The following is an 18,506-nucleotide window of genomic DNA, read 5'->3' as shown; positions in this document are numbered from 1 at the left end:
GCGTCGTGGTGGTGACCGCGGATAACGTCGCCGCAGGGACAACGATTCGACCTCACCAAACGGGACGTTGGGCCCTCAAGTGCAACGAACAAACTCGCCGCCGCCGGGGCATAGTCGTGGGCACGTTGACGTCCTCCTCTGGTCGGAGCCAGGGGAGCCCCACCTGTCCCTGCCCCTCCAGAGGGACGTCAAAGCGGCCATTTCTCGACGAGTCCCCAAACCGTTCCCGCTGCACCGAGGCTGAGGACGGTAACGCCCATCACCTTATCGATGAGATGCGGGTGATCCCATGTGATCCATAGACCTAAAAGCGCCAAGACGATGGCCACAATCGGCCACCGCAGTTTCGCGTTGTGGTTCACCGTGTCTCCGATCCGAGTCGATTCTCATGCGTCAGGCTGAGTACGCCGACCCGTGCTTCACCCTGCGACCTTCCGCCGCCGCCCTCGCTCGTTCGACTAACGGTTGGCGTCGACTAGTTTCCGTCAGAGGAAGTCGTCGCCGTCGCGGATCCGCTGCCGAAGCGGGTCCAGCGGCACCTCGATCAGGTAGTCGTCGTCGAAGAAGCGCTGCCGATAGGCGTGCAGCGCGAATTTCAGCGCGGGACGGTTGGCGTGCTGGCCGAGGAACTGCGGGCCCGCCGTAAGCGGCACCATACCCGCGGTCATCCAGTACTTGTTCAGGCGTTCGACCGTCTCCAACTGCTCGACGGACGGTGCCGGATCAGCCTCGGAATCCCAATGCGGATGCATCAGGATCAACCCGTTGGACGACCACGTCCGGATCCCCCACGTGGGAGGCGACGTGGGTCATCGTGATGTCGGCGCGCCACAGCACCGTTCCGGAGTCGTAGACGGCGTCGATGGTTTCTAGGTGCAGGGACGGGCTGAACATCTCAACAGTCGCGCGGGCCGGGTCGAGGGTGTTGACGAAGTCGTCGAGAGAGACCCTCATCGTCGTCGTCTCCTCCGCCGCAGGCCGCACGCGACTGGCCGCGCCTGATCTTTGTCAAGGCTACTCAGCAGCCACCCAAGGCGTACGAATCGTTGGTCGGAGACCAGGCACTTTGAGGCGAGTTGGGCACCTAGCCGTCGGAGAATCGTTCGAGGTGTGGGCAGCCAAGGGAAGGCAACTTGAAACAACGGTCCAGATTGTGTACCTCATGTAGCACGCTGAGTTACGATGTGCTACATGAAACGGGTTGGTGTCCGTGAATTGCGCCAGAATGCGAGTGTGCTTCTGCGCGCGGTGGCCGACGGCCACACCATCGAGATCACCCACCACGGGCACCCGGTCGCGCAATTGATTCCCGCTACCAACGACGCCTGGTCGGCCCTGATCGCCAGCAAGGAAGTCACGCCCGCCCGCCTCACCCCGGCCCAGATCCTTGACCACCCGCACCGCCGCTACAGCCCCCAGTCCCCGCCGCCGTGATCTACCTGGATCCCACCGCCATCATGAAACTCATCACCACGACGCCTGAGTCCCCGGCCCTCGCCGACTACCTGCGCTCGCGCACCGACACCACCTGGTTCACGTGCGCCCTCAGCCGCGCCGACGTCATGCGCACCGTGGCCACTCTTCACCCCGACGCCGCCGAGCACGCCCACCACGTCCTGGCCGGCCTGGACCTCGTCGCAGTCACCGACCGGCTCCTCGACGTCGCGATCGAGCTCGCCCCCGCCCCGGGGCACACCACCAACGCGCTCCACATCGCCGCCGCCCTGTCCGCCGGCCCCCGACTCCACACCTTGATCACCTACAACCCCGAGCTGACCCGCGACGCCGCAGCCCACCACATCACCACAACTTCGCCCGGAGGTTCACCGTGATACGCGCCCTGATCGCCGCGGTGCTGCTCACCGGCGCCGCCGTCCACTTCTTCGGCGCCCCCGAAGACGCCGCGCTCGGTTACAGCCTTCTGCTGTGCGGAGCGCTCTGGTTCACCTGGCCCGCCGCCCGCGTGGCCGCCCGCCAGATCCGCCGTGTGCGCCGCCGGCGCCATCCCCGCCGCGCTCCCGCCAAGGCCGCCGCTCCCGGCCCCCACCTGACGCAGATCAACCACCATCACCACTACTACAGCGGTCCGCCTATGGCGACACCGCCGGTCACGCTACGCCCGGACTACAGCCGCCCGGCACTACCTGAGCGCAGCAGCCAGCAGCTCGCCCATGACGCCATCTACAACACCATCGACAGCGACACCCTGTAGCCCATGAGCAGCACAGACCAAGTCCTCCACACCGACCACGGCTGGGAAAACGGCCGCCTCATCTTGGCCTCGCTGGCCCCCCGCACAACCACCCGGCCCGCCCGCCGCGGCCTACCCCCACCCCCCGACGACGACACCCCCAACGACAGTCAACCGCCTGACAAGCCGGGCCTGCTCACCCGCGCCCTACGCGCGTCCGGACGCGCGGCCCGCGCCGGCGGCCGCGCGTTCAACAAGCGAGTGCCGCCCGATCGCCGAATGCACACCGCATTCATCACCGCGGCCGCCGTGGTGATCCTGCTGGTGGCCCTGGCCGCCGTCAACTACCTCACCTCTGACATCAACCCGCAACCCCACATCACCACACCGGCCGCGACCGCACCGCCACCACCCTCACAGGCGCCGCTACGGCAAGACACCATCCTCAAAGGGGTCACCGCCAGCGACGTGTGCCCGCGCGACGCCAACTACTCCGACGCCAACCGGGCCTTCGACGGCGACTTCAACACCGCATGGGTCTGCACCCGGGTCAAGAACCAGGACGGACAAACCCTGCAAGTCGACTTCGGCCGCCAAGTCACCCTGACCCAACTCCGGGCCATCGGCGGCTTCGACGCCACCGCGCCCGACGGCTCCGACCAATGGTCCAAGCACCGCATTGTCACCCAACTCGAGGTGTGGTTCCCGAAGGACCTCAAACGCGACCCCGTCGTCATCGACACCGCAGGGGCCAGGGATTGGCGCTTCATCACCTTCAATCCACCAGCCACTGTCAGCAAACTACTCATCCGCGTCAAAGCAACCTCTGATCCGCCTCAATCCGCAACGTCCCCAAGCCCAACCGCGTCGGGGACTCCCGATGAGGTGACCACCGTAGCTATCAGCGAGATTCAATTCATCGGCACCGAAGGCACCCACCCGACGTGAGGTATGACGTGCAGATCCGTCGCGCCGGCGAAGCGCCGCGGAATATCGTCCACGCCCACTAAGCCGTGATGCAGGCTGCATCACCGGACCATCACCACGCAGATAGATCCCACCGCCGAGCGGGCGGGTACCGTCGATCCGGTGGCCACCCAGACGCCTGTGCGAAATCCGGCATGGGCACCGATGCTGGCGACGCTCGGCACCCCGCCACGACGCGCGGATGGCTGGGCCGTCGAGTGGAAGTTTGACGGCCAGAGAGCAACCGTCCACGTCCAGCACGGCGCGGTCACGGTCTTCACCCGCCATGGTGCAGACGTGTCGCGGACCTTCCCCGAACTCGCCGGCGTGGCCGCCGCCATCGGCGATCGCCAAGCGGTTCTCGACGGGGAGATCGTCGCCGTCGATCACACCGGCCGGCCATCGTTCACCCGCCTGCAGCGCCGCTGGCCACAGCAACGTCGACCACACCCCGAGCTGCTGCGCGAAGTGCCCGTCCGTTTGCTGGCTTTCGACCTCCTAGCGCTCGACAACCGCAGCCTCACCACTCAGGCGTATATCCAACGCCGCGAACTGCTCGACGCACTCATGGTCGTCGACAAGTCGCCCACCCTGACCATTCCGCGTGCCCTGACCGCGGTGGTCCCGGCAGACATGCTCGACGTCGCCGTCTACCACCAGATGGAGGGAATCGTCGCCAAGCGCCTTGACGCGCCCTACCGGCCCGGCCGCACCACCCAGTGGATCAAGTCCCTCGTCCGCCCAACTTGCGAACTGATCATCGTGGGCTACTGCCACGCCGCCGGTCCCGGGGGACGCACCAGTATCGGCTCACTGCTGCTAGCCGGCCACAACGACGACGGCGACCTGATCGTCGTCGGACAAGTCGGAACCGGATTCAGCGACACCACCCGCCGGTACCTCTATGCCATGCTCCACCCCATCACGCGCACCGCCACACCCGCCGCCAATCCCGTTGAGGCACACGGGGTGTCGTGGGTCGAACCCGAACTGGTCTGCGAAGTCGCTTACCGCGAATATGTGGCCCACCGCTGGCTTCGCCACGCCAGCTTCAAAGGATTACGGGACACCGACCCCGCCCACATCCGTATCCCGAGCGACCGCTGAAGCAGCTACGACGCGGTTGCCTCAGGCGGGGACAAACCCGGACCCGGTTGGGGGACCTCACGCTTTCTCATCGAACCCGGGGCGAACCGCCTTCTGGTGACTCGCGACCGGGCCGTACCAGCGGGTATATATCGCGCGCCTCCCTGTATATACTGGGCATGTGGGCAAGCATCTGATCGACATTGACGAACAGGCATTGGAGATGGCTCGCGCAGAACTGGGAACAACCACGATCAAAGAGACGGTGAACGCGGCTCTGCGCCGCGCGACGTCGCACCGCGCAGAACACGTGGCCTCCGCGCTGGATGCACTGGCCGCCGCGCCGTCCGAAGATCGCGCCGAGGCATGGCGCTGACGTTTCTTATCGACACCAGTGTGATAAAGCGACTCAGCCAGCCCAGCGTCCGGGAGGTGGTGGAACCGCTCGCGGCTTCGGGCGAACTCGCGCGGGCCCGTATCACCGATCTCGAGGTCGGCTATTCGGCGAGGAATGAAGCCGAGTGGGACGACTTAATAGCGGCGTTGGATGCATTCGAGCTTGTGGAATCGACCGAATCGCATCATCGTCGCGCGCTTCAGGTCCAGCGACTCCTGGCTCAGCGAAGCCAGCGCGGCCGCAAGATTCCTGACCTACTCATCGCCGCCGCCGGAGAAGAACACGGACTCACTGTTCTTCACTACGACGCAGACTTCGACCTGATTTCGGCAGTGACTGGCCAACCTTGCCAGTGGGTGGTGCCTGCTGGGACCGTCGACTAGAGCGCCCTTGACCAGTTACGGGCACAACGACAGCCCGTCACGTGACGAAACGCGGAGAGGGTCAGAGGACGCGTGAAATCGACGCCATAACCTTCAGACGCCGGTGCGATACTTGTCCGATCTCAGTGAACCTTGGGCAGCATTCTCATCGAAACTGGGGAATCTGGCCATGTCCGCGATTAGCTGACAGCGGATCCAGCGCCGGCTACGACCGCGGCTCTTTTCCCCGCCCGCTAAACCGAACTGCCCTCAATCACGTTGAAGCGCAACGAAGCTGCTACAAGCCGGACGTTCGGATGGTGGTGACCCCACCATCACGCGGTGGTTGGTCAGCGACCCTTACGCTCGCGAGGCCCACGATTTATAGCCACGTATAGGCGCGTATAGCAATCGGCTATACCGCGCTGGGGGCCGGCCATCCCGGGGATGCCGGTTGGGTAGGAAAGTCGCCGCGAGGATATCGGCCGCCGCGTTTGAGATCGGGGTGTTGAGGCGCCTTGGCGATACAGGTGTTTTCGTCTTCGATGACATTTGGCCATTCGTCGCCGATCCCGGTCTGCGCGAAGTAGCCGCCTTGATGGCTGGTGATCCGCCAGCCGTTGAAGACGTCGGCCGACGGTGCGCGAGCCGGTCCCTGCTGGGGGAATTGGGGTGCCGGCTTTGCGGGAGCCGTCATGGTGATCCGCATGGATGTAATGCCTGAATGCGGTGGCGGCAGAGCGATGTTGGGTTCGTACCCGTCTCGGGCTAGTTGAGCTGTGCCAAACGTGTATTCGCAAGCCAGCACCGTCACGTCGCGGCCGGACGTCGTTACAGAGGAGATGTGCACCTGGTCGGTGCCCACCCACGGGTGTTCGCGTTCGTAGTGCTTCGGCCAGAGGTATTGCGTGCCGGTGGGATGGTCGATGGATTGGTTGGGATCGACGGACTGCTGGAAGCCGGGATACAGGTAGCGATTGTCTCCTGTGATGGAGGCGAGCAGGTAGGACTCGGCGTAGGCGCGTACCGCTACCACGGGCCCGGTCGTGACGTCGATGCCGGGTTCAGCGGTCCAGACCACCGTGAAGTCGTTCAGGGTTGTCGGCCAGCCGGAGGCGCGGGCCGTCGGCGTTGGATTTCCTTGAGCGTGACGCGTTGAATCGCAGCTCGCGGTGGCACAAAGGATCGCGATGATGGTCGAGACTGCGGCGAACCTGGGCAACGCGCGATGGGTGGCGGTCATCCTTGGTCCTTGTCTGGCCCGCGCAACCGAGCCGTACATCAGAATTGGCTCGACGAGCGGGAGATGCGCCAGAATCCCGGATCGAGTTCTTCGGCCAGGTCTGCCAGCTCGTCGACGAACTGTGCGGCAGACGGACCTTCGATCACCAGCGTCACGTAGTCGCTTCCTCCTCGAGAGGAGGTCATGTGTGCGCCTTCACGCCCGGCCCAGGCCGTAGCGGTGAGCTGCTCGACCCGCGCCACGTCATCACTGGTCTCCAAATCTCCTGTGGCAACCGACAAATAGTGCTTGCCGTGCGCCGCATCCTCTGCTTCGGCGACCAGCTCAGCCTGTCGAAGCTGTTCGAGATATGCCTCAACCGCGTTGCGCGGCCGCCCAGCGTTCCCATCCTGCCGCATCCCTGGATTATGCGGTCCAGCGCTGACAAGTGATGCAGCCTGCATCATGTGACGGTTGAGGGAACAAGTCCACCTATCTGGCTCGTGCCTTCAGCGAGCCTCTTGCGAATTACTTCCGCTGGGCCGGGGCGAGGATATGCGCCTCAATCTCTTCCCGGCAGGTTGCCGGGCACGGATGCTGATCCGTTCGACGGTGGGGGAGGGCTGCTCGTTGACCACGATGCAATCAAATCCTGCCGCTTCACGGGGGTCGCCAGCCGACCGGGCCACCGGTTTATCCGCTGCTGTCGCTTCGCGGACTTACAGTCCCACCAACGCATCAGAGAAGGCGGAAGGCACATGACTCACCTCGCGAGCGCACACCACACCGGTCAGGGATTTCTCAACACGCTGGTACACGGATTCGCTTGGCGCACTGGCAGTGACGCGGCCGGCGCTCTCTTCCGCCTAGCGCCAGGACTCGTCATCCTCACGGTGGTCGCGGTGGTGATTTTCATCGGGGCGCGTTGGCTGCGTCGCCGCAACCTTTGACCGACTGAAGGTCGGTGCGAGCGCCTTGTCCTGGCCGCTGCCAGTTGTCGACGGTTTCTGGGAGCCAGCCTGGGTGGCGGATGTCGGCGCCGTCGGTTAGTTCTCCGTCGGGCTGCGGTAGTCGGCCTTCGACGTGGTAGCGGCGCACGGTCCCGTGTGCGAGGCCGCGGCGGTTGGCGAAGCCGCGCAGGGACAGCAGCTCGATCACACGCACGACTTTACAACACAATTGACCTTACAGCGTTCTCGCTGTAAGGTCCGTGTTATGCCCACCCCCACAGTGCCTTTCAAGGCCGGCGACTATCTCAGCGCCGGCGAAGCATGCCAGGACGCCGTCAGCCGGCTCGATGCCTTCGACGACGTCGCAAAGATCGTGGCCAGAAACGCCGTCGTCGAACTCATCAACCTCCAAAACGGCACCATCAACTGCCACCAGGTCGCGGTCATCGCCAGCGCCATCACCAACGCCCTCCAAGGCAACACCTACCGGCAGGTCCTCTGATGTCCGCCCAACCCGCCGCCGGCCGGACCACGGTCGCCTACTGGCACACCAGCTACCGCGAACCCTGCGAACACGGCCCGAAGACACCAGACGACGCCATCTGCGCCGCGCACGGCCTCCTCACCGCCCTCGCCGGCACCAATGGTTGGCCCACCGACCTCAACGACCTCGGCCCGCTGCGCCTGCGCGCCTACACAGCAACGAACTGGTTCGACGTCCTCGAAGTAGTCGACTGGCACACCAAGAACCGGCCGGCAGGCAGGGGCGTTGACTACACCCTCGTCATCGACAACGGCGGCCAGCCCGTCACCATCACGACCGACACGATCGCGTTCCTCGGCGATGCGTAAGCCCACAGCCCGCCAGATCGAAGCGTTGAGCGCGGTCGCCGCCGGCCGCGTGCAATGGGGCAACGCCTACCCGGACATGGCGCGCAGAGGGCACACCGGCCCGCTGGTGTTCCTGATCGACGGACACAGCGTCTACGGTGGCCAACACGCGACCTACTCGCGGCTCGCCGAGCTGGGCTGGATCGTCGAACGCACCGACCTGCTCCCACTGAAAACCGTTCCCGCCCGAACTCGCATCTCCCACACCATCACTGGCAGCGAAAAGGTCATCGAGCTCCCGGAGCACTCCGCCCCCGCCGATGACGGGTGGCGCGCCAAAGTCGAACTCACCGACGCCGGCCAAGCCGCACTACACCGAGCCACTGGCCAAACAACTACCTCCACAACCCCAGCGATCGAGCGCCCATGACTCAGCCAAACAGCTTTACTGTCGCACTCGCGGCGCACCATCAAGCGATGACACCGAAGCCGAAAGTGCGTCACGCGCCCTATGCCCTGCTCGGCGATTTCGTGCTCGTCTACGGAAAGACCACAAAATCCGCGTGCGGCAAACGGATTCGCACCACTGAGCTGGTCAGCCGCGACGACACAACATGCCCAGGCTGCCGCCGCGCCATCGCAAGTGACCGCACCGAGGCCGCGGCAATGCGCGCGCTTGCCGAGGACCTCCTACGCGCTGAAGGCTGCCCACACTGCGGCGCACCCTTCGACGACATCTCCGCCTGGAATCAGCACCGGCGCCAAGCACATTCACACTGAAACACCCTCGAAAGGCAGAGCCGATGTCCACCGCTGACCTCGACACTTCGATGACACTCGACGACATCGCCCTCGTCGACAGTTCACGCGCGCGACGGTTGTTGCAGTCCGCGCTTCGCCACGGCCTGGACGTGTACGCGACGGCGAGCACGCAGCGCTGCTGGACGATTCACAAGCCCAACCAGCGCTATGGCGGCGAATCTCTCACTGTCTACGGCGAAGCCAACAACTCCGCCCATGTTCTCTACGATCCGAGCACCGGGTCGACCTGGGAGCAGATCACCCAGGTGCGCGCCTTCACGATCATCCAGGCCATGAGCGATCTGCAATGAGGCCCGCCTGCCGTAACAGGCTGCCGGCCAACGTGATTCAATACGACCTCTTCGGCGAGGTGCAAGCCGCCGAAAAGACTGCTCAGACCGCGGCCCTGGCCGCCTCCGCGGCGGCCCGCTCCTTCCTCACCGAGACCCCATGGCCGGACCTACTCGGCTGGTGGCTCCACGGCGACGCGATCGAAGCGAACCTTGACCGCAGCGAAGCCAAGGCCAGCTACCGGCGCGGCCGTTGCCTTTTGTTGAGCGAATGTGAGTTCGGCTCTCTCATCAGGCAGCCTCGCCTTGCGGTGAGGCGGTCCCCGTCTGATCCACTTGTTGGTGGTGCGGGGTTGACGCTTCGTCGCCTGCTGCGTCACCCGCTGGCGCGGGTTCGGTCTCACGCGTGGCTCCACGTCCTGCCACCGGGCCACTCCCGGCGGGACTCTGTTCACCCACGGGTGTGGGTACGCCGAGTCGGGCGAGGTTGATCGCAGCACCCAGATCACGGTCGATCCGGATACCGCATTCGTCACACTCGAAGACTTGATCGGCCAGGGTGAGGTTTGACTTTCGCCTCCCACAGCCTGTGCAGGTCTTCGATGACGGGTAGAACCGGTCGGCTTGCACCAATTGGCTCCCGTACCAACGACTTTTGTAACTCAGCATGCGCCGGATCTCAGCCAGGGCGGCATCAGCCAACGCGCGATTGAGCCCGCGCTTGCGAGCTCCGCCGGCGGCGCGCATGCCCGCAGCATTGAGCGTCTCGACCACCACAACATCGTGTCGTTGGGCCAAGGCGGTGGTGGCCTTGTGTAGGACGTCGCGGCGCACCGCCGCGGCATGGGCATGCGTGCGGCCAATGCGGGCCTGGGTGCGTCGCCACCGCTTCGAGGGCTGCTGGCGGGTCCGGGTGGCGGCGTCGTGCGGGCCGCGTCGGCGGGCGGCTTGGCGCTGTAGAGCCCGCAACCGCGATTGCGCCGTGCTCAGCGACTTCGGCGCGGGGATGCGATCGACTTCGGTCCCGTCGGGGGTTGCGATCACCAGCAGCCTGTCGGCCTTCACCCCGACATCGACACCGACCACCGCATGCACTGAGCGCGCTGCGTGCGCGGGCCGTGTCTTGGCTGCGACGATGGTCTGTAGAGAGCAGTACCAGCGCCCAGCACTGTCCTGACGCACGGTGGACGACAAGATCCGAGCAGTGCCGGCCTCGATCCGGCGGGCCAGCTTGCGGGTCGATTCATGGGTGCGGATCGCCCCCAACCGCGGCAACGTGACGTGCCGGCGGTCAGCTTCGATCCGGATGGCCCCGGTGGTGAACCGCACCGACTTCGGGGCACGGGCGGACTTGAACCGGGGAAACCCGACCACCCGTCCAGCGCGCTGGCCACGTCGCGACGATAACCAGGCTTCCAGGGCGCGGGCCAACCCATCCAGGCCGGTGTTGTAGGCCTCTTTGGAGTTCTCGCCCCACCAGGGCGCACACGACGGCTTGCGTTGATTCCAGACCTTGCGCAGCGCCGGCAACGACCACCCCAACACCGGGGTCAACTGATCCTCGCCGATGCCGTAACTGCGTTCGGCGGCCCGCTGATCCATCACCGCTTTGACCAAGGCCAGCATGTGGTTATGCGCGAACCGCGCCGCGCCAGCATGGGATGCCAACGCCTGCAACTGTGTTGGGGTCGGATCCAGGGCGAACCGGTAGGCCTGCGCGGTCCACCCGTGGGGGATCTCGAACCTAGCCATCCCCACCGGCCTCTACCTGCTTGGTTGCGGTCACCGCCCGCATCGCGCGGTTCCGCGCGCCGCGGCGGCCGTAGAGGCGAGCGCACATCGAAGTCAGCACCTCGATCATGTCGCGAACCAGATCGTCGGCCGTCTCGCCCCCCTCGGTGACGATGACCTTGCGGCCTTGCGCGGACAACGCGGCCTCGAGGTGCTCAACCCCGAAGCGCGCCAACCGATCACGGTGTTCCACGACAACTACCGAAGCAGACGGGTCCGACAGAATCCTTCGCAACTTCGGCCGTTTACCGTTCAACCCTGACCCGACCTCGGTGACAACTTCGCTGATCACATGACCGTTCGAGGTGGCCCAGGCGGTCAGTCGTGCGACCTGCCGCTGCAGATCCTGGCGCTGATCATGCGAGGACACCCGCGCGTACACGACTGCGCGACCGGCGTTCTCTGCCGCCGGTGCATCGACCCAGATCGTGCCCGACTCCAACCGACGAGTAGGCACCGGCATACGGTCCTCACGGAACCACCGGTACGCAGTCTGCGGGTGCACACCATTGGCACGCGCCCACTCGGCCAGCTTCATACACTCACTAAAACACACATTCGATCACGAATAATCACATTTCGCCGATCAGCTCCAGCCCCAACCGATTAGCAGCGACGCGCCAGCGCTCGACGGTCTCGCCGCGCTGTCTGGCCGTACCCGGACTAGCACGCCGACGCAGGTGGAGTAGCCATCTCGAAGCGTGACGGCTGCGAGACCCCCAATTCCTTTGCCGTCCGGTGGCATTCGGCCACAAATTGTCGCTGGCCAGCGATACCGTCACTTGCATGAGCAATCACGTCACAACCTATCGGTTCACCACCATTGCGGTGGGCGACCTTCCCTACCCGCAGGGACTGGGCAAAGGCGATCACCCTGAGCTCGAATTTGGCATGAGGCGACTCCTGGGCCACCGTTGGGAAGACCCGGCCGCCAACGAGCGATTGTTCTGGACACCGCGCTACCAGGATCTCATTCGTAGTCATCTCAAACCGTATTTCGACCGACGCGGCGACATCGTCGAGGTCGCTACGCGGGCCGTCAACGGTGCACACGCCAGCCACGCCTTCAACCGAGATATCACCGGCACCTATGCCGAGGCGTTTACTCAATATCGCTGCGGCATCCCGTCGCTCGACGAGCTCATAGCAGCCCACGGCCCTGTAATCGCGTGGTGGATCTTGGACCCGCCCCGCCTTTTTTGGAACGGACGAGCAATGTGGTTCCACGATGGGCGCCACCGTCTGAGCTACCTCAGATCATTGATGCAGCCCAGCGACCCTGGCTTCCCAGTCCTCGTTGAGCTCAGCGGCTCTGCCATTGGCGCGGTAGCGCAGTAGCCGCATGAATGACTATCGATAGCCGGCTGGCAGGAGGAATTTCCCGGGGGCATGACCCCGAAGCGCGCCTCCGTAGATCTCTCCGTCGATCGCGTGGGGAGTGCGTGGCCCCAGGTGCCGGCGTTGATCCGTTTATCAACGATAAAGGTGATCACCAGGTGTGATGCATGCTGCATCACACACAGCGTCGCCCTTGTTGGACCGAGCCGCGACGAGTAGAGGTGGCGCTAGCTGTCGGTACAACTCTGCGCCGGTTAATGCACCCACAACCGGTGTATCTTCTGCACCATGGCCAAGCGGGTGAGCCTGATTCTCAAGGACGCCGATGAAGCAGCGATCGCCCCGTACCTGAGCGAGGGCTCGGCCGCGTTCGAGGCGTTACGCCAGTTGGCCAGCCAGCGTGGCGAAGGGGACATCAAATCAGAAGCGGGCGCGCTTCGCGCGTTGCTCCACGCCGGCGCCCAAGCGGTCGGGGAGCGTGTGCTCGACGTCGGGTACGCCGAACTGGCGTCCGAGTTCAACAGCGAACCCGCCAACGCCGAGCGTCGAACTGCGCGTGGTCGGCACGCGCGTAGAAGTAAGGCAAACCGGTGAATCGCGCGATGCAGAGCAACGTATACCGCGTCGATTTCGGGCGTGGACCCACGCCCTGGGTGGTCCTGAGCAACGACTCTCGCAATAGGAATCTCGACACCGTGTTGGCGGCGCGGATCACCACAACGACCACGAATGCACGACCGCCGACAGTGGTGCCCCTAAACGCCGCCGACCCAGTTTCCGGATACGTGCTCGTCGACGACATCGTGCAGCTCTATCACGACGAACTCACCGAACCGTTCGGCAGCCTCTCGCTACCGACGATGCGGGAGATCAGTGCAGCGCTGCGGATAGCACTGCCGTAAGCGCTGGGGGTTGAAACTGGAGGGGGATCTGAATGCTCAACATCTCACTGGACCGGGACACCGCGGTCGCCCTGATCGCCCATGCGCGACAGCGCTCGGCGGCGGACGTGGATGCCCTCGAGGACTGCGAGTTGGAGGTTCAACTCCGAAGCGTCGATATCCGCCGCATGCTTGCGATCACTGACGGCTCGACAGAGGAGCCCGCTGCCAATACAGTGCGGCACAACGGAATCGGGCTCGACATGCAACTCACCCCGGATGAAGCACGAGTTGTCGCCGACGAGTTGGTGCTGGTTGGGGATAACCTGATCCGCAAAGCGCTCGCCCAGCTCGACCGCGGCGCGGTGCTCGATGAGCTGATGAGGGCGGCGAACGGCCTGCTGCAGCGCGGGAACGAACTCCTTCTTGCCGCGGAACGGGCTGAGAACGGGCAGGCGGCGCTCTAAGCCTCTATCGGTTTCGACGCCCAGTATTCGCGCAAGCTGGCGATCCGATCGCCGTCGAGCTCGAGGATGGCCACTTCTCGCATCAGTTTGCGGTGGCCTTTGACGAGGTCGTCGAATCGGGCTTCCCATTCCGCGATGACGGTGGATCCGTCGACGTACAAGGTGATGAGCCGCGCGTCGATGTTGGCCTGCTCCCGCGCAACTTTGGTTTCCCAGTACCGTCGAATCTCGGCGGTGGTGCGCATCGGCTCGTCGAGGACGCGTTCGTGATACGTCGCCTCGGGCGTGAAGATCGTGACGATCAGGTCGGGGTCTTGCGTTGTCCATGCACGCAGATAGGTGTCGATGAGTTGGCGCACGTGCTGGTGGGGTGTGGGTGCGTTCACGGGTGCTCCGTTACCTGGGCGAGTGGGATTGGCCCGTCGAAACGTGTTCGGTCGCTGAGGCTTTGGAAGATCGTTTTGGGTTCTGCCAGCTTCACGGTCGTTAGATCCACGCCCGCGCCGGATCCAGGATCCACTCGCGCCCATCGCCATCGCTCCGAAGTGACCTCGGTGTCGGTTAGGACTGCGGTGTAGTAGCCGTCCATTGACGTTTCGCCGGGCAAGACGGCGAGATGGATGGAGCCGTAGAAGTAGCGGTCGTTGACGTTGCGCCACTTGCCGATGATGTGGCGGCCGAAGACTTCGGCTTCGATGTCGTTGGCATAGCCGCGTTCGTGGTCTTCGAGTCGTGGGCTCGGTGGGTAGTTGGTCGCTGTTATGCCGCCTTTGGTGACGTCGACCTGTGATAGATCGGCGTGATGCAGCCCGTCGACCATGTAGCTCGTCACCCATAGGCCGGCGAGGTCGGTCGGTTCAATGCCGGGATGGACACCGGTCAGCAAATCGCCCCGGTGCGGGGTGTCGGGGTGTCCAAACAGTTCTTTGGCGGACCAGCCCGGGAACATCCGCTCTAACACGGCGCAATGGTAGCCGCGTGGGAGGTTCTGGATTTCGCCTCCGAGCCAGCGGTAGTACTGCGCCTTCGTGGGGGGTGCTGCTTGGCGTGAGACGCCCAATTCCTTTGCGGTCCGGTTGTATTCGGCGACGAACTCTGAATAGGCGTGCAGGTGGCGTTCCTCGAGAAGGGACTTGAGAGCTATCACACGCACGTTGATCAGCCTACCTATCAACGAGACTGAACGAGACGCAGAGAGACTTACCGCGCACTCAATGCGCCCCTCAGAGGGCCGCTCGTCGCGGCGTCCCCGACGGCTCTGGGTCGTCTTTTCGTTTGCTATCTGTCCGGTTTATGCGGACTGTCGGGTTTATCCGGACATATGGCCGGTTTATGCGTACTGCGGTCCGGCGTCATTTTCGGTCTTTCGGTACCGTGTGTGGCCCGAACGTCAGCAGCGCGAGCTGGCCAGCGGAGTGTAGGCGGTGGTGTGTCACCACGTTGGTGAGACGGCGCGAGGTGATGCCGTGTAAGGCGGCATCTACCGGCGCTCCAGGGCCCAGAAATACCCGATCCTGCACGGTCAGCAGTGTTTGATGTCCTCAGATGCTCGGAATGACCTGTGAGGACGTATGCCTGCGCAATGGATCGTCGATGCGACATCAGCACTCGGTGATGTCTGCAAGAAAAAGCTGGCCGGGCCAGGAGAAGCCGAGGCCGCGATCCGAGCCCCCATAGAAGAACTGCTCGCCGCCGCCGGCCAGAACCTGTCGCTAACAGTCGTTCCTCACGACGAAGTCAGCGACAAAGACCGCGGCGTCCGCCCGGATTACGCGATCCGCGTCGACGGGGCCATCACTGGCTACCTGGAGGTCAAGAAGCCGGGGGCGAACCTGGACCCCGAATCGTTCACCGGCCACAACAAGCGCCAATGGGAACGCCAACGCGACTTTCCCAACTTGATCTACACCAACGGAACCGAGTGGCGGCTCTACCACCACGGCGACCCGGTCAGAGACCCTGTGCACCTGTCCGGCGGCACACTGCGTACCGCGGGAACCAAACTCACCTGCGGGGACGACTTTGAGGTCCTGCTGACCGACTTTCTGCGGTGGGACCCGGTCGACATCACCGGTGTCGTCGCACTCGTTCGCGAGGTCGCACCGCTGTGCCGGCTTCTACGCGGGGAAGTCCTCGACCAGCTCGCCGAAGAAACCCGCGCGATCGCCGCCGGCGCTAAGGAAGCCGATCAGCCGTTCCACGGCCTGGCCCGCGACTGGCGGGCCCTGTTGTTTCCCACTGCCACCGACGACGTCTTCGCCGACGGGTACGCCCAGACCGTCACCTTCGCGCTGCTGCTGGCCCGCACCGAGAACATTGACCTTGTCGCCGCCGGCAGTCTGCACGAGGTCGGCACCAAGCTGGCCGGGCAGCACTCCCTGATGTCACGTGCCCTGCAGCTGCTCACCGACTACGTCGCCGCTGACTTCCGGGTAACACTGGACTTGCTGGTACGCGTGATCGGCGCCGTCGACTGGCCGAAAGTCCGTGCAGGCAACCGCGATACATATCTGCACCTCTACGAACGGTTCCTCGGCGAATACGATCCCGAGCTCCGCAAGCTCTCCGGCTCCTACTACACACCGCACCAGGTCATCGAGCAGATGGTGCGCCTGGCCGAAGACGTTCTCGTCCACCGACTAGACCGGCCCGAGGGCTTCGCCGACCCATCGGTGGTGATCGCGGATCCTGCGATGGGCACCGGTGGGTATCTCCAGCAGGTCATCGAGCACGTCGCCGACCGCGTCGAGGCCCGCGACGGCAAGGGCGCTGTCGCCGGCGCGGTGACCGACTTGGCCACCCGGCTCTACGGGTTCGAACTGCAGATGGGGCCGTTCGCCGTCGCCGAGCTGCGCGCCACCGACCTGCTGGCCGATATCGGTGCCACCCTTCCACCCAGAGGGCTCGGCCTGTTCGTCACCGACACCCTCGACGATCCCTACGCCGAGCAGACCCAACTGGGCTCCGGGCTGGAGCTGATCAGCCGCTCTCGCAAACGCGCCGCCCGCGTCAAAGCAAAGACGAAAGTGACTGTGGTAATTGGCAATCCGCCGTACCGCGAACGTGCCGAAGGAATGGGCGGCTGGGTCGAGCGGGGCAGCGGCGCCGACCCCTACAAGCCGCTCGACGATTTCCGAGCCGAAGGCAACGGCCGCCACGAATTCAACCTGAAAAACCTGTACGTCTACTTCTGGCGTTGGGGCACATGGAAAGTCTTCGACGCCAACAGGGATCAGCCCAACGGCGACGTCGGCATCGTCTGCTACATCACCACATCGGGCTACCTGCGCGGGCCCGGCTTCAAAGGGATGCGCGAATATCTGCGACGCAACACCACCGAAGGCTGGATCATCGACGTCTCGCCCGAAGGGCAACGCCCCGAGGTGGCCACGCGCATCTTCTCGGGCGTCCAACAACCCCTGGCGATCGCCATCTTCACCCGAACCCCGCACTGCGACCCGCAGACCCCCGCCCAAATTCACTACACCGCCGTACACGGCCACCGTGCCGAAAAGTACGACGCCCTGGCCAAGCTGAACCTCCACGACACGCAGTGGCACCCGACGCGCACCAGCTGGCAGGCCCCGTTCACGCCTGCGGCCCAGTCCCAGTGGGACGACTATCCCGCGTTGAACGATCTGCTGCCCTGGAGCAGCACCGGAATCACTGCTAACCGCAACTGGCCCAGCGCCCCCGCCGTCGCCGTCCTCAAAGAGCGCCTCAAACGGCTTGTCGCAGAACCTGATACCGCCCGCAAAGCCGAACTTTTCAAGCAAACTGACACATCGTCATTGACCGCGCGCAAAGAGCCCTTCGCCGCTTCGGATACCGAACCGCACACCGACCGCCCGTTCAACAATGAAACAGCCAGCTACGTCAACACCGCACGCATCGTCCGATACGGCTACCGCTCATTCGATCGCCAGTGGATAATCGCCGACCGACGACTGCTGGACCGCTCACGCCCGGAACTGTGGGCAGCGCGGCTCCCCGGTCAGATGTTCGTCATCGAACAGCATTCCCAACCAGTCAGCGACGGACCAGGCGTCATGGTCTCGGCCCTCATCCCCGACGCCCACCTCTTCAACAACCGAGGCGGCCGCGCACTACCGATGCTGCACCCCGGCGGCCGCCCGAACATCGCCAAAGGCCTCCTTGGGGCCCTGTCGACAATTAGTGGCCGCGTACTCACCGCCGAGGACCTGATCGCATACATCGCCGGCGTCACCGCCCACCCCGGATTCACCGAACAGTTCGCCGAAGAACTGGGCACCCCCGGAATCCGCGTACCGATCACCACTGACCCCGAACTCCTCCAACAAGCCATCGACCTCGGCCGCCACACGATCTGGCTACACACCTACGCCGAACGGTTCACCGCTATCCACTGCAGCGACGTCCGATACCCCGCGGGTGACCCGCAGCGCATCATTAACCTGACCGCAGTCAAGACAATGCCCACCGCAATGACCTACGACCCCGACACCGCCACCATCCACATCGGCGGGGGCTCATTCGGCCCTGTCCCGCAAGCGGTTTGGGGTTACACCGTCGGCGGCCGAGAAGTCGTCAAATCCTGGTTCAACTACCGCAAGGCCAACCCGACCGGGCGCCGCACCAGCCCGCTGGACGACATCAACGCCACGACCTGGCCGACGGAGTGGAACGGCGAACTCATCGACCTACTGTCGGTGCTCAGTCGCCTCGTTGAGCTGGAGCCTGCGCAGGCCGACTTGCTAAATGCCATCCTCGCCAAGCCGGTGGCGAGCTACACCGACCTCGCCGCCGCCGGAGTGACCTGGCCTGGCCCGAACGCCAACGACGTACAGCGCAGCCCCAACTACGCGGAGGCGGACCAGGGCCAGCAGACCGAGGACGTGGACGGACAGCTCGGCTTCACATTCGGCGGCAACTGAGGTCGCGCCCGGCCGCG

General features: G+C 64.6%; 27 protein-coding genes. 17 read left to right on the top strand and 10 right to left on the bottom strand.

The features are described from left to right. Positions 1-188: 188 nt before the first annotated feature. From DQP57_RS26890 to DQP57_RS17510, 3 genes are all read right to left on the bottom strand, one after another. A complete protein-coding gene (locus tag DQP57_RS26890; protein WP_155762053.1) occupies positions 189-362 on the bottom strand; it encodes a hypothetical protein in 174 nt (57 codons plus the stop codon). A gap of 123 nt (positions 363-485) precedes the next feature. Further along, the gene (locus tag DQP57_RS17515) at positions 486-752 is read right to left on the bottom strand and encodes a hypothetical protein (RefSeq protein WP_064893758.1); all 267 of its coding nucleotides are present in this window, start codon (positions 750-752) and stop codon (positions 486-488) included. Beyond that, positions 724-954, bottom strand: coding sequence for a hypothetical protein (locus DQP57_RS17510; RefSeq protein WP_133259258.1), 231 nt, complete (start codon positions 952-954; stop codon positions 724-726). The genes DQP57_RS17515 and DQP57_RS17510 overlap by 29 nt, the downstream gene beginning before the upstream one ends. Positions 955-1,191: 237 nt before the next feature. Between DQP57_RS17510 and DQP57_RS17505 the strand changes: the two genes are divergently transcribed. The 7 genes from DQP57_RS17505 to DQP57_RS17475 all read left to right on the top strand — a co-directional run bounded on the left by DQP57_RS17505 (position 1,192) and on the right by DQP57_RS17475 (position 5,023). Continuing rightward, the gene (locus DQP57_RS17505; RefSeq protein ID WP_196771116.1) at positions 1,192-1,434 is read left to right on the top strand and encodes a type II toxin-antitoxin system Phd/YefM family antitoxin; all 243 of its coding nucleotides are present in this window, start codon (positions 1,192-1,194) and stop codon (positions 1,432-1,434) included. Next, a complete protein-coding gene (locus DQP57_RS17500) occupies positions 1,431-1,832 on the top strand; it encodes a nucleic acid-binding protein (protein WP_051641673.1) in 402 nt (133 codons plus the stop codon). Before DQP57_RS17505 ends, DQP57_RS17500 begins: the two co-directional genes overlap by 4 nt. Continuing rightward, positions 1,829-2,212 carry a hypothetical protein gene (locus DQP57_RS17495; protein ID WP_036473426.1) on the top strand — a complete coding sequence of 128 codons (384 nt, stop codon included), beginning with the start codon at positions 1,829-1,831 and terminating at the stop codon, positions 2,210-2,212. Before DQP57_RS17500 ends, DQP57_RS17495 begins: the two co-directional genes overlap by 4 nt. A 3-nt stretch (positions 2,213-2,215) precedes the next feature. Next, positions 2,216-3,139, top strand: a complete 924-nt coding sequence (locus DQP57_RS17490) for a discoidin domain-containing protein (protein WP_036473425.1) — start codon at positions 2,216-2,218, stop codon at positions 3,137-3,139. A 141-nt stretch (positions 3,140-3,280) separates the two neighbouring features. Then, positions 3,281-4,264: a non-homologous end-joining DNA ligase gene (gene ligD / locus DQP57_RS17485; protein WP_331245064.1), complete on the top strand. Its 984-nt coding sequence runs from the start codon at positions 3,281-3,283 to the stop codon at positions 4,262-4,264. A gap of 160 nt (positions 4,265-4,424) precedes the next feature. Continuing rightward, positions 4,425-4,619: a hypothetical protein gene (locus DQP57_RS17480; RefSeq protein WP_036473423.1), complete on the top strand. Its 195-nt coding sequence runs from the start codon at positions 4,425-4,427 to the stop codon at positions 4,617-4,619. Further along, entirely contained in the window at positions 4,610-5,023 is a 414-nt protein-coding gene (locus tag DQP57_RS17475; RefSeq protein WP_036473422.1) for a PIN domain nuclease, read from the top strand. Before DQP57_RS17480 ends, DQP57_RS17475 begins: the two co-directional genes overlap by 10 nt. Before the next feature lie 394 nt (positions 5,024-5,417). Here DQP57_RS17475 and DQP57_RS17470 read toward each other — a convergent pair whose 3' ends face one another. From DQP57_RS17470 to DQP57_RS17460, 3 genes are all read right to left on the bottom strand, one after another. After that, a complete protein-coding gene (locus DQP57_RS17470) occupies positions 5,418-6,245 on the bottom strand; it encodes a hypothetical protein (protein WP_240631802.1) in 828 nt (275 codons plus the stop codon). Positions 6,246-6,283: 38 nt separating this feature from the next. Further along, a complete protein-coding gene (locus DQP57_RS26660; protein ID WP_036473420.1) occupies positions 6,284-6,643 on the bottom strand; it encodes a hypothetical protein in 360 nt (119 codons plus the stop codon). A gap of 493 nt (positions 6,644-7,136) precedes the next feature. Beyond that, the gene (locus DQP57_RS17460) at positions 7,137-7,382 is read right to left on the bottom strand and encodes a hypothetical protein (protein WP_064893895.1); all 246 of its coding nucleotides are present in this window, start codon (positions 7,380-7,382) and stop codon (positions 7,137-7,139) included. A 57-nt stretch (positions 7,383-7,439) separates the two neighbouring features. On the opposite strand from DQP57_RS17460, the gene DQP57_RS17455 reads away from it, so the two are divergent. The 5 genes from DQP57_RS17455 to DQP57_RS17440 are packed head-to-tail and all read left to right on the top strand — an operon-like array spanning position 7,440 to position 9,117. Continuing rightward, positions 7,440-7,676 (top strand): hypothetical protein, encoded by a 237-nt coding sequence (locus DQP57_RS17455; protein ID WP_064893896.1) that lies wholly within the window; start codon positions 7,440-7,442, stop codon positions 7,674-7,676. Further along, complete coding sequence (locus DQP57_RS17450; RefSeq protein WP_064893897.1) at positions 7,676-8,026, top strand: hypothetical protein; 351 nt, start codon at positions 7,676-7,678, stop codon at positions 8,024-8,026. The genes DQP57_RS17455 and DQP57_RS17450 overlap by 1 nt, the downstream gene beginning before the upstream one ends. After that, positions 8,019-8,435, top strand: coding sequence for a hypothetical protein (locus tag DQP57_RS17445; RefSeq protein ID WP_112634086.1), 417 nt, complete (start codon positions 8,019-8,021; stop codon positions 8,433-8,435). Before DQP57_RS17450 ends, DQP57_RS17445 begins: the two co-directional genes overlap by 8 nt. Beyond that, positions 8,432-8,785, top strand: a complete 354-nt coding sequence (locus DQP57_RS26655; RefSeq protein ID WP_133259257.1) for a hypothetical protein — start codon at positions 8,432-8,434, stop codon at positions 8,783-8,785. Before DQP57_RS17445 ends, DQP57_RS26655 begins: the two co-directional genes overlap by 4 nt. Before the next feature lie 23 nt (positions 8,786-8,808). Further along, positions 8,809-9,117, top strand: coding sequence for a hypothetical protein (locus DQP57_RS17440; protein WP_064893899.1), 309 nt, complete (start codon positions 8,809-8,811; stop codon positions 9,115-9,117). Positions 9,118-9,387: 270 nt separating this feature from the next. Here the strand turns inward: DQP57_RS17440 and tnpB are convergent, their stop codons facing one another. Together tnpB and DQP57_RS17425 are read right to left on the bottom strand one after the other, a co-directional pair. Beyond that, positions 9,388-10,848 (bottom strand): IS607 family element RNA-guided endonuclease TnpB, encoded by a 1,461-nt coding sequence (tnpB, locus tag DQP57_RS17430; RefSeq protein WP_064893900.1) that lies wholly within the window; start codon positions 10,846-10,848, stop codon positions 9,388-9,390. Further along, positions 10,841-11,425, bottom strand: coding sequence for an IS607 family transposase (locus DQP57_RS17425; RefSeq protein WP_064893901.1), 585 nt, complete (start codon positions 11,423-11,425; stop codon positions 10,841-10,843). The genes tnpB and DQP57_RS17425 overlap by 8 nt, the downstream gene beginning before the upstream one ends. A 248-nt stretch (positions 11,426-11,673) precedes the next feature. Here DQP57_RS17425 and DQP57_RS17420 point away from each other — a divergent pair, with 248 nt between their 5' ends. The 4 genes from DQP57_RS17420 (at position 11,674) to DQP57_RS17405 (ending at position 13,573) form a co-directional block, all read left to right on the top strand. Then, a complete protein-coding gene (locus DQP57_RS17420) occupies positions 11,674-12,225 on the top strand; it encodes a hypothetical protein (RefSeq protein WP_112634085.1) in 552 nt (183 codons plus the stop codon). A 288-nt stretch (positions 12,226-12,513) separates the two neighbouring features. Continuing rightward, complete coding sequence (locus DQP57_RS17415) at positions 12,514-12,819, top strand: hypothetical protein (protein ID WP_231119637.1); 306 nt, start codon at positions 12,514-12,516, stop codon at positions 12,817-12,819. 8 nt (positions 12,820-12,827) lie between these two features. Continuing rightward, positions 12,828-13,127: a type II toxin-antitoxin system PemK/MazF family toxin gene (locus DQP57_RS17410; protein ID WP_231119638.1), complete on the top strand. Its 300-nt coding sequence runs from the start codon at positions 12,828-12,830 to the stop codon at positions 13,125-13,127. A gap of 32 nt (positions 13,128-13,159) precedes the next feature. Then, positions 13,160-13,573, top strand: a complete 414-nt coding sequence (locus DQP57_RS17405) for a hypothetical protein (protein WP_064893904.1) — start codon at positions 13,160-13,162, stop codon at positions 13,571-13,573. On the opposite strand, the gene DQP57_RS17400 is transcribed toward DQP57_RS17405, so the two are convergent. Further along, entirely contained in the window at positions 13,570-13,959 is a 390-nt protein-coding gene (locus DQP57_RS17400) for a nuclear transport factor 2 family protein (RefSeq protein ID WP_231119639.1), read from the bottom strand. The two genes, DQP57_RS17405 and DQP57_RS17400, sit on opposite strands and share 4 nt — an antisense overlap. Further along, positions 13,956-14,726: a hypothetical protein gene (locus DQP57_RS27245; RefSeq protein ID WP_240631801.1), complete on the bottom strand. Its 771-nt coding sequence runs from the start codon at positions 14,724-14,726 to the stop codon at positions 13,956-13,958. The genes DQP57_RS17400 and DQP57_RS27245 overlap by 4 nt, the downstream gene beginning before the upstream one ends. Positions 14,727-15,144: 418 nt before the next feature. Between DQP57_RS27245 and DQP57_RS17395 the strand changes: the two genes are divergently transcribed. Next, positions 15,145-18,489 carry a type ISP restriction/modification enzyme gene (locus DQP57_RS17395; protein WP_081284202.1) on the top strand — a complete coding sequence of 1,115 codons (3,345 nt, stop codon included), beginning with the start codon at positions 15,145-15,147 and terminating at the stop codon, positions 18,487-18,489. Positions 18,490-18,506: the final 17 nt, after the last annotated feature.

It is taken from the genome of Mycobacterium colombiense (assembly GCF_003284935.1).
In the GTDB taxonomy this organism is placed as follows: domain Bacteria; phylum Actinomycetota; class Actinomycetes; order Mycobacteriales; family Mycobacteriaceae; genus Mycobacterium; species Mycobacterium arosiense_A.
The sequence above is the reverse complement of the archived record's forward strand: the minus strand, read 5'-3'. Positions and strand labels throughout refer to the sequence as shown.

What these genes read in the sequence shown, in the direction of transcription:
- DQP57_RS17515 (WP_064893758.1), bottom strand. Translation starts at nt 752, where the DNA reads ATGCATCCGCATTGGGATTCCGAGGCTGATCCGGCACCGTCCGTCGAG.
- DQP57_RS17510 (WP_133259258.1), bottom strand. Translation starts at nt 954, where the DNA reads ATGAGGGTCTCTCTCGACGACTTCGTCAACACCCTCGACCCGGCCCGC.
- DQP57_RS17505 (WP_196771116.1), top strand. Translation starts at nt 1,192, where the DNA reads ATGAAACGGGTTGGTGTCCGTGAATTGCGCCAGAATGCGAGTGTGCTT.
- DQP57_RS17490 (WP_036473425.1), top strand. Translation starts at nt 2,216, where the DNA reads ATGAGCAGCACAGACCAAGTCCTCCACACCGACCACGGCTGGGAAAAC.
- DQP57_RS17475 (WP_036473422.1), top strand. Translation starts at nt 4,610, where the DNA reads ATGGCGCTGACGTTTCTTATCGACACCAGTGTGATAAAGCGACTCAGC.
- DQP57_RS17470 (WP_240631802.1), bottom strand. Translation starts at nt 6,245, where the DNA reads ATGACCGCCACCCATCGCGCGTTGCCCAGGTTCGCCGCAGTCTCGACC.
- DQP57_RS26660 (WP_036473420.1), bottom strand. Translation starts at nt 6,643, where the DNA reads ATGCGGCAGGATGGGAACGCTGGGCGGCCGCGCAACGCGGTTGAGGCA.
- DQP57_RS17455 (WP_064893896.1), top strand. Translation starts at nt 7,440, where the DNA reads ATGCCCACCCCCACAGTGCCTTTCAAGGCCGGCGACTATCTCAGCGCC.
- DQP57_RS17450 (WP_064893897.1), top strand. Translation starts at nt 7,676, where the DNA reads ATGTCCGCCCAACCCGCCGCCGGCCGGACCACGGTCGCCTACTGGCAC.
- DQP57_RS17445 (WP_112634086.1), top strand. Translation starts at nt 8,019, where the DNA reads ATGCGTAAGCCCACAGCCCGCCAGATCGAAGCGTTGAGCGCGGTCGCC.
- DQP57_RS26655 (WP_133259257.1), top strand. Translation starts at nt 8,432, where the DNA reads ATGACTCAGCCAAACAGCTTTACTGTCGCACTCGCGGCGCACCATCAA.
- DQP57_RS17440 (WP_064893899.1), top strand. Translation starts at nt 8,809, where the DNA reads ATGTCCACCGCTGACCTCGACACTTCGATGACACTCGACGACATCGCC.
- tnpB (WP_064893900.1), bottom strand. Translation starts at nt 10,848, where the DNA reads ATGGCTAGGTTCGAGATCCCCCACGGGTGGACCGCGCAGGCCTACCGG.
- DQP57_RS17425 (WP_064893901.1), bottom strand. Translation starts at nt 11,425, where the DNA reads ATGAAGCTGGCCGAGTGGGCGCGTGCCAATGGTGTGCACCCGCAGACT.
- DQP57_RS17420 (WP_112634085.1), top strand. Translation starts at nt 11,674, where the DNA reads ATGAGCAATCACGTCACAACCTATCGGTTCACCACCATTGCGGTGGGC.
- DQP57_RS17415 (WP_231119637.1), top strand. Translation starts at nt 12,514, where the DNA reads ATGGCCAAGCGGGTGAGCCTGATTCTCAAGGACGCCGATGAAGCAGCG.
- DQP57_RS17410 (WP_231119638.1), top strand. Translation starts at nt 12,828, where the DNA reads ATGCAGAGCAACGTATACCGCGTCGATTTCGGGCGTGGACCCACGCCC.
- DQP57_RS17405 (WP_064893904.1), top strand. Translation starts at nt 13,160, where the DNA reads ATGCTCAACATCTCACTGGACCGGGACACCGCGGTCGCCCTGATCGCC.
- DQP57_RS17395 (WP_081284202.1), top strand. Translation starts at nt 15,145, where the DNA reads ATGCCTGCGCAATGGATCGTCGATGCGACATCAGCACTCGGTGATGTC.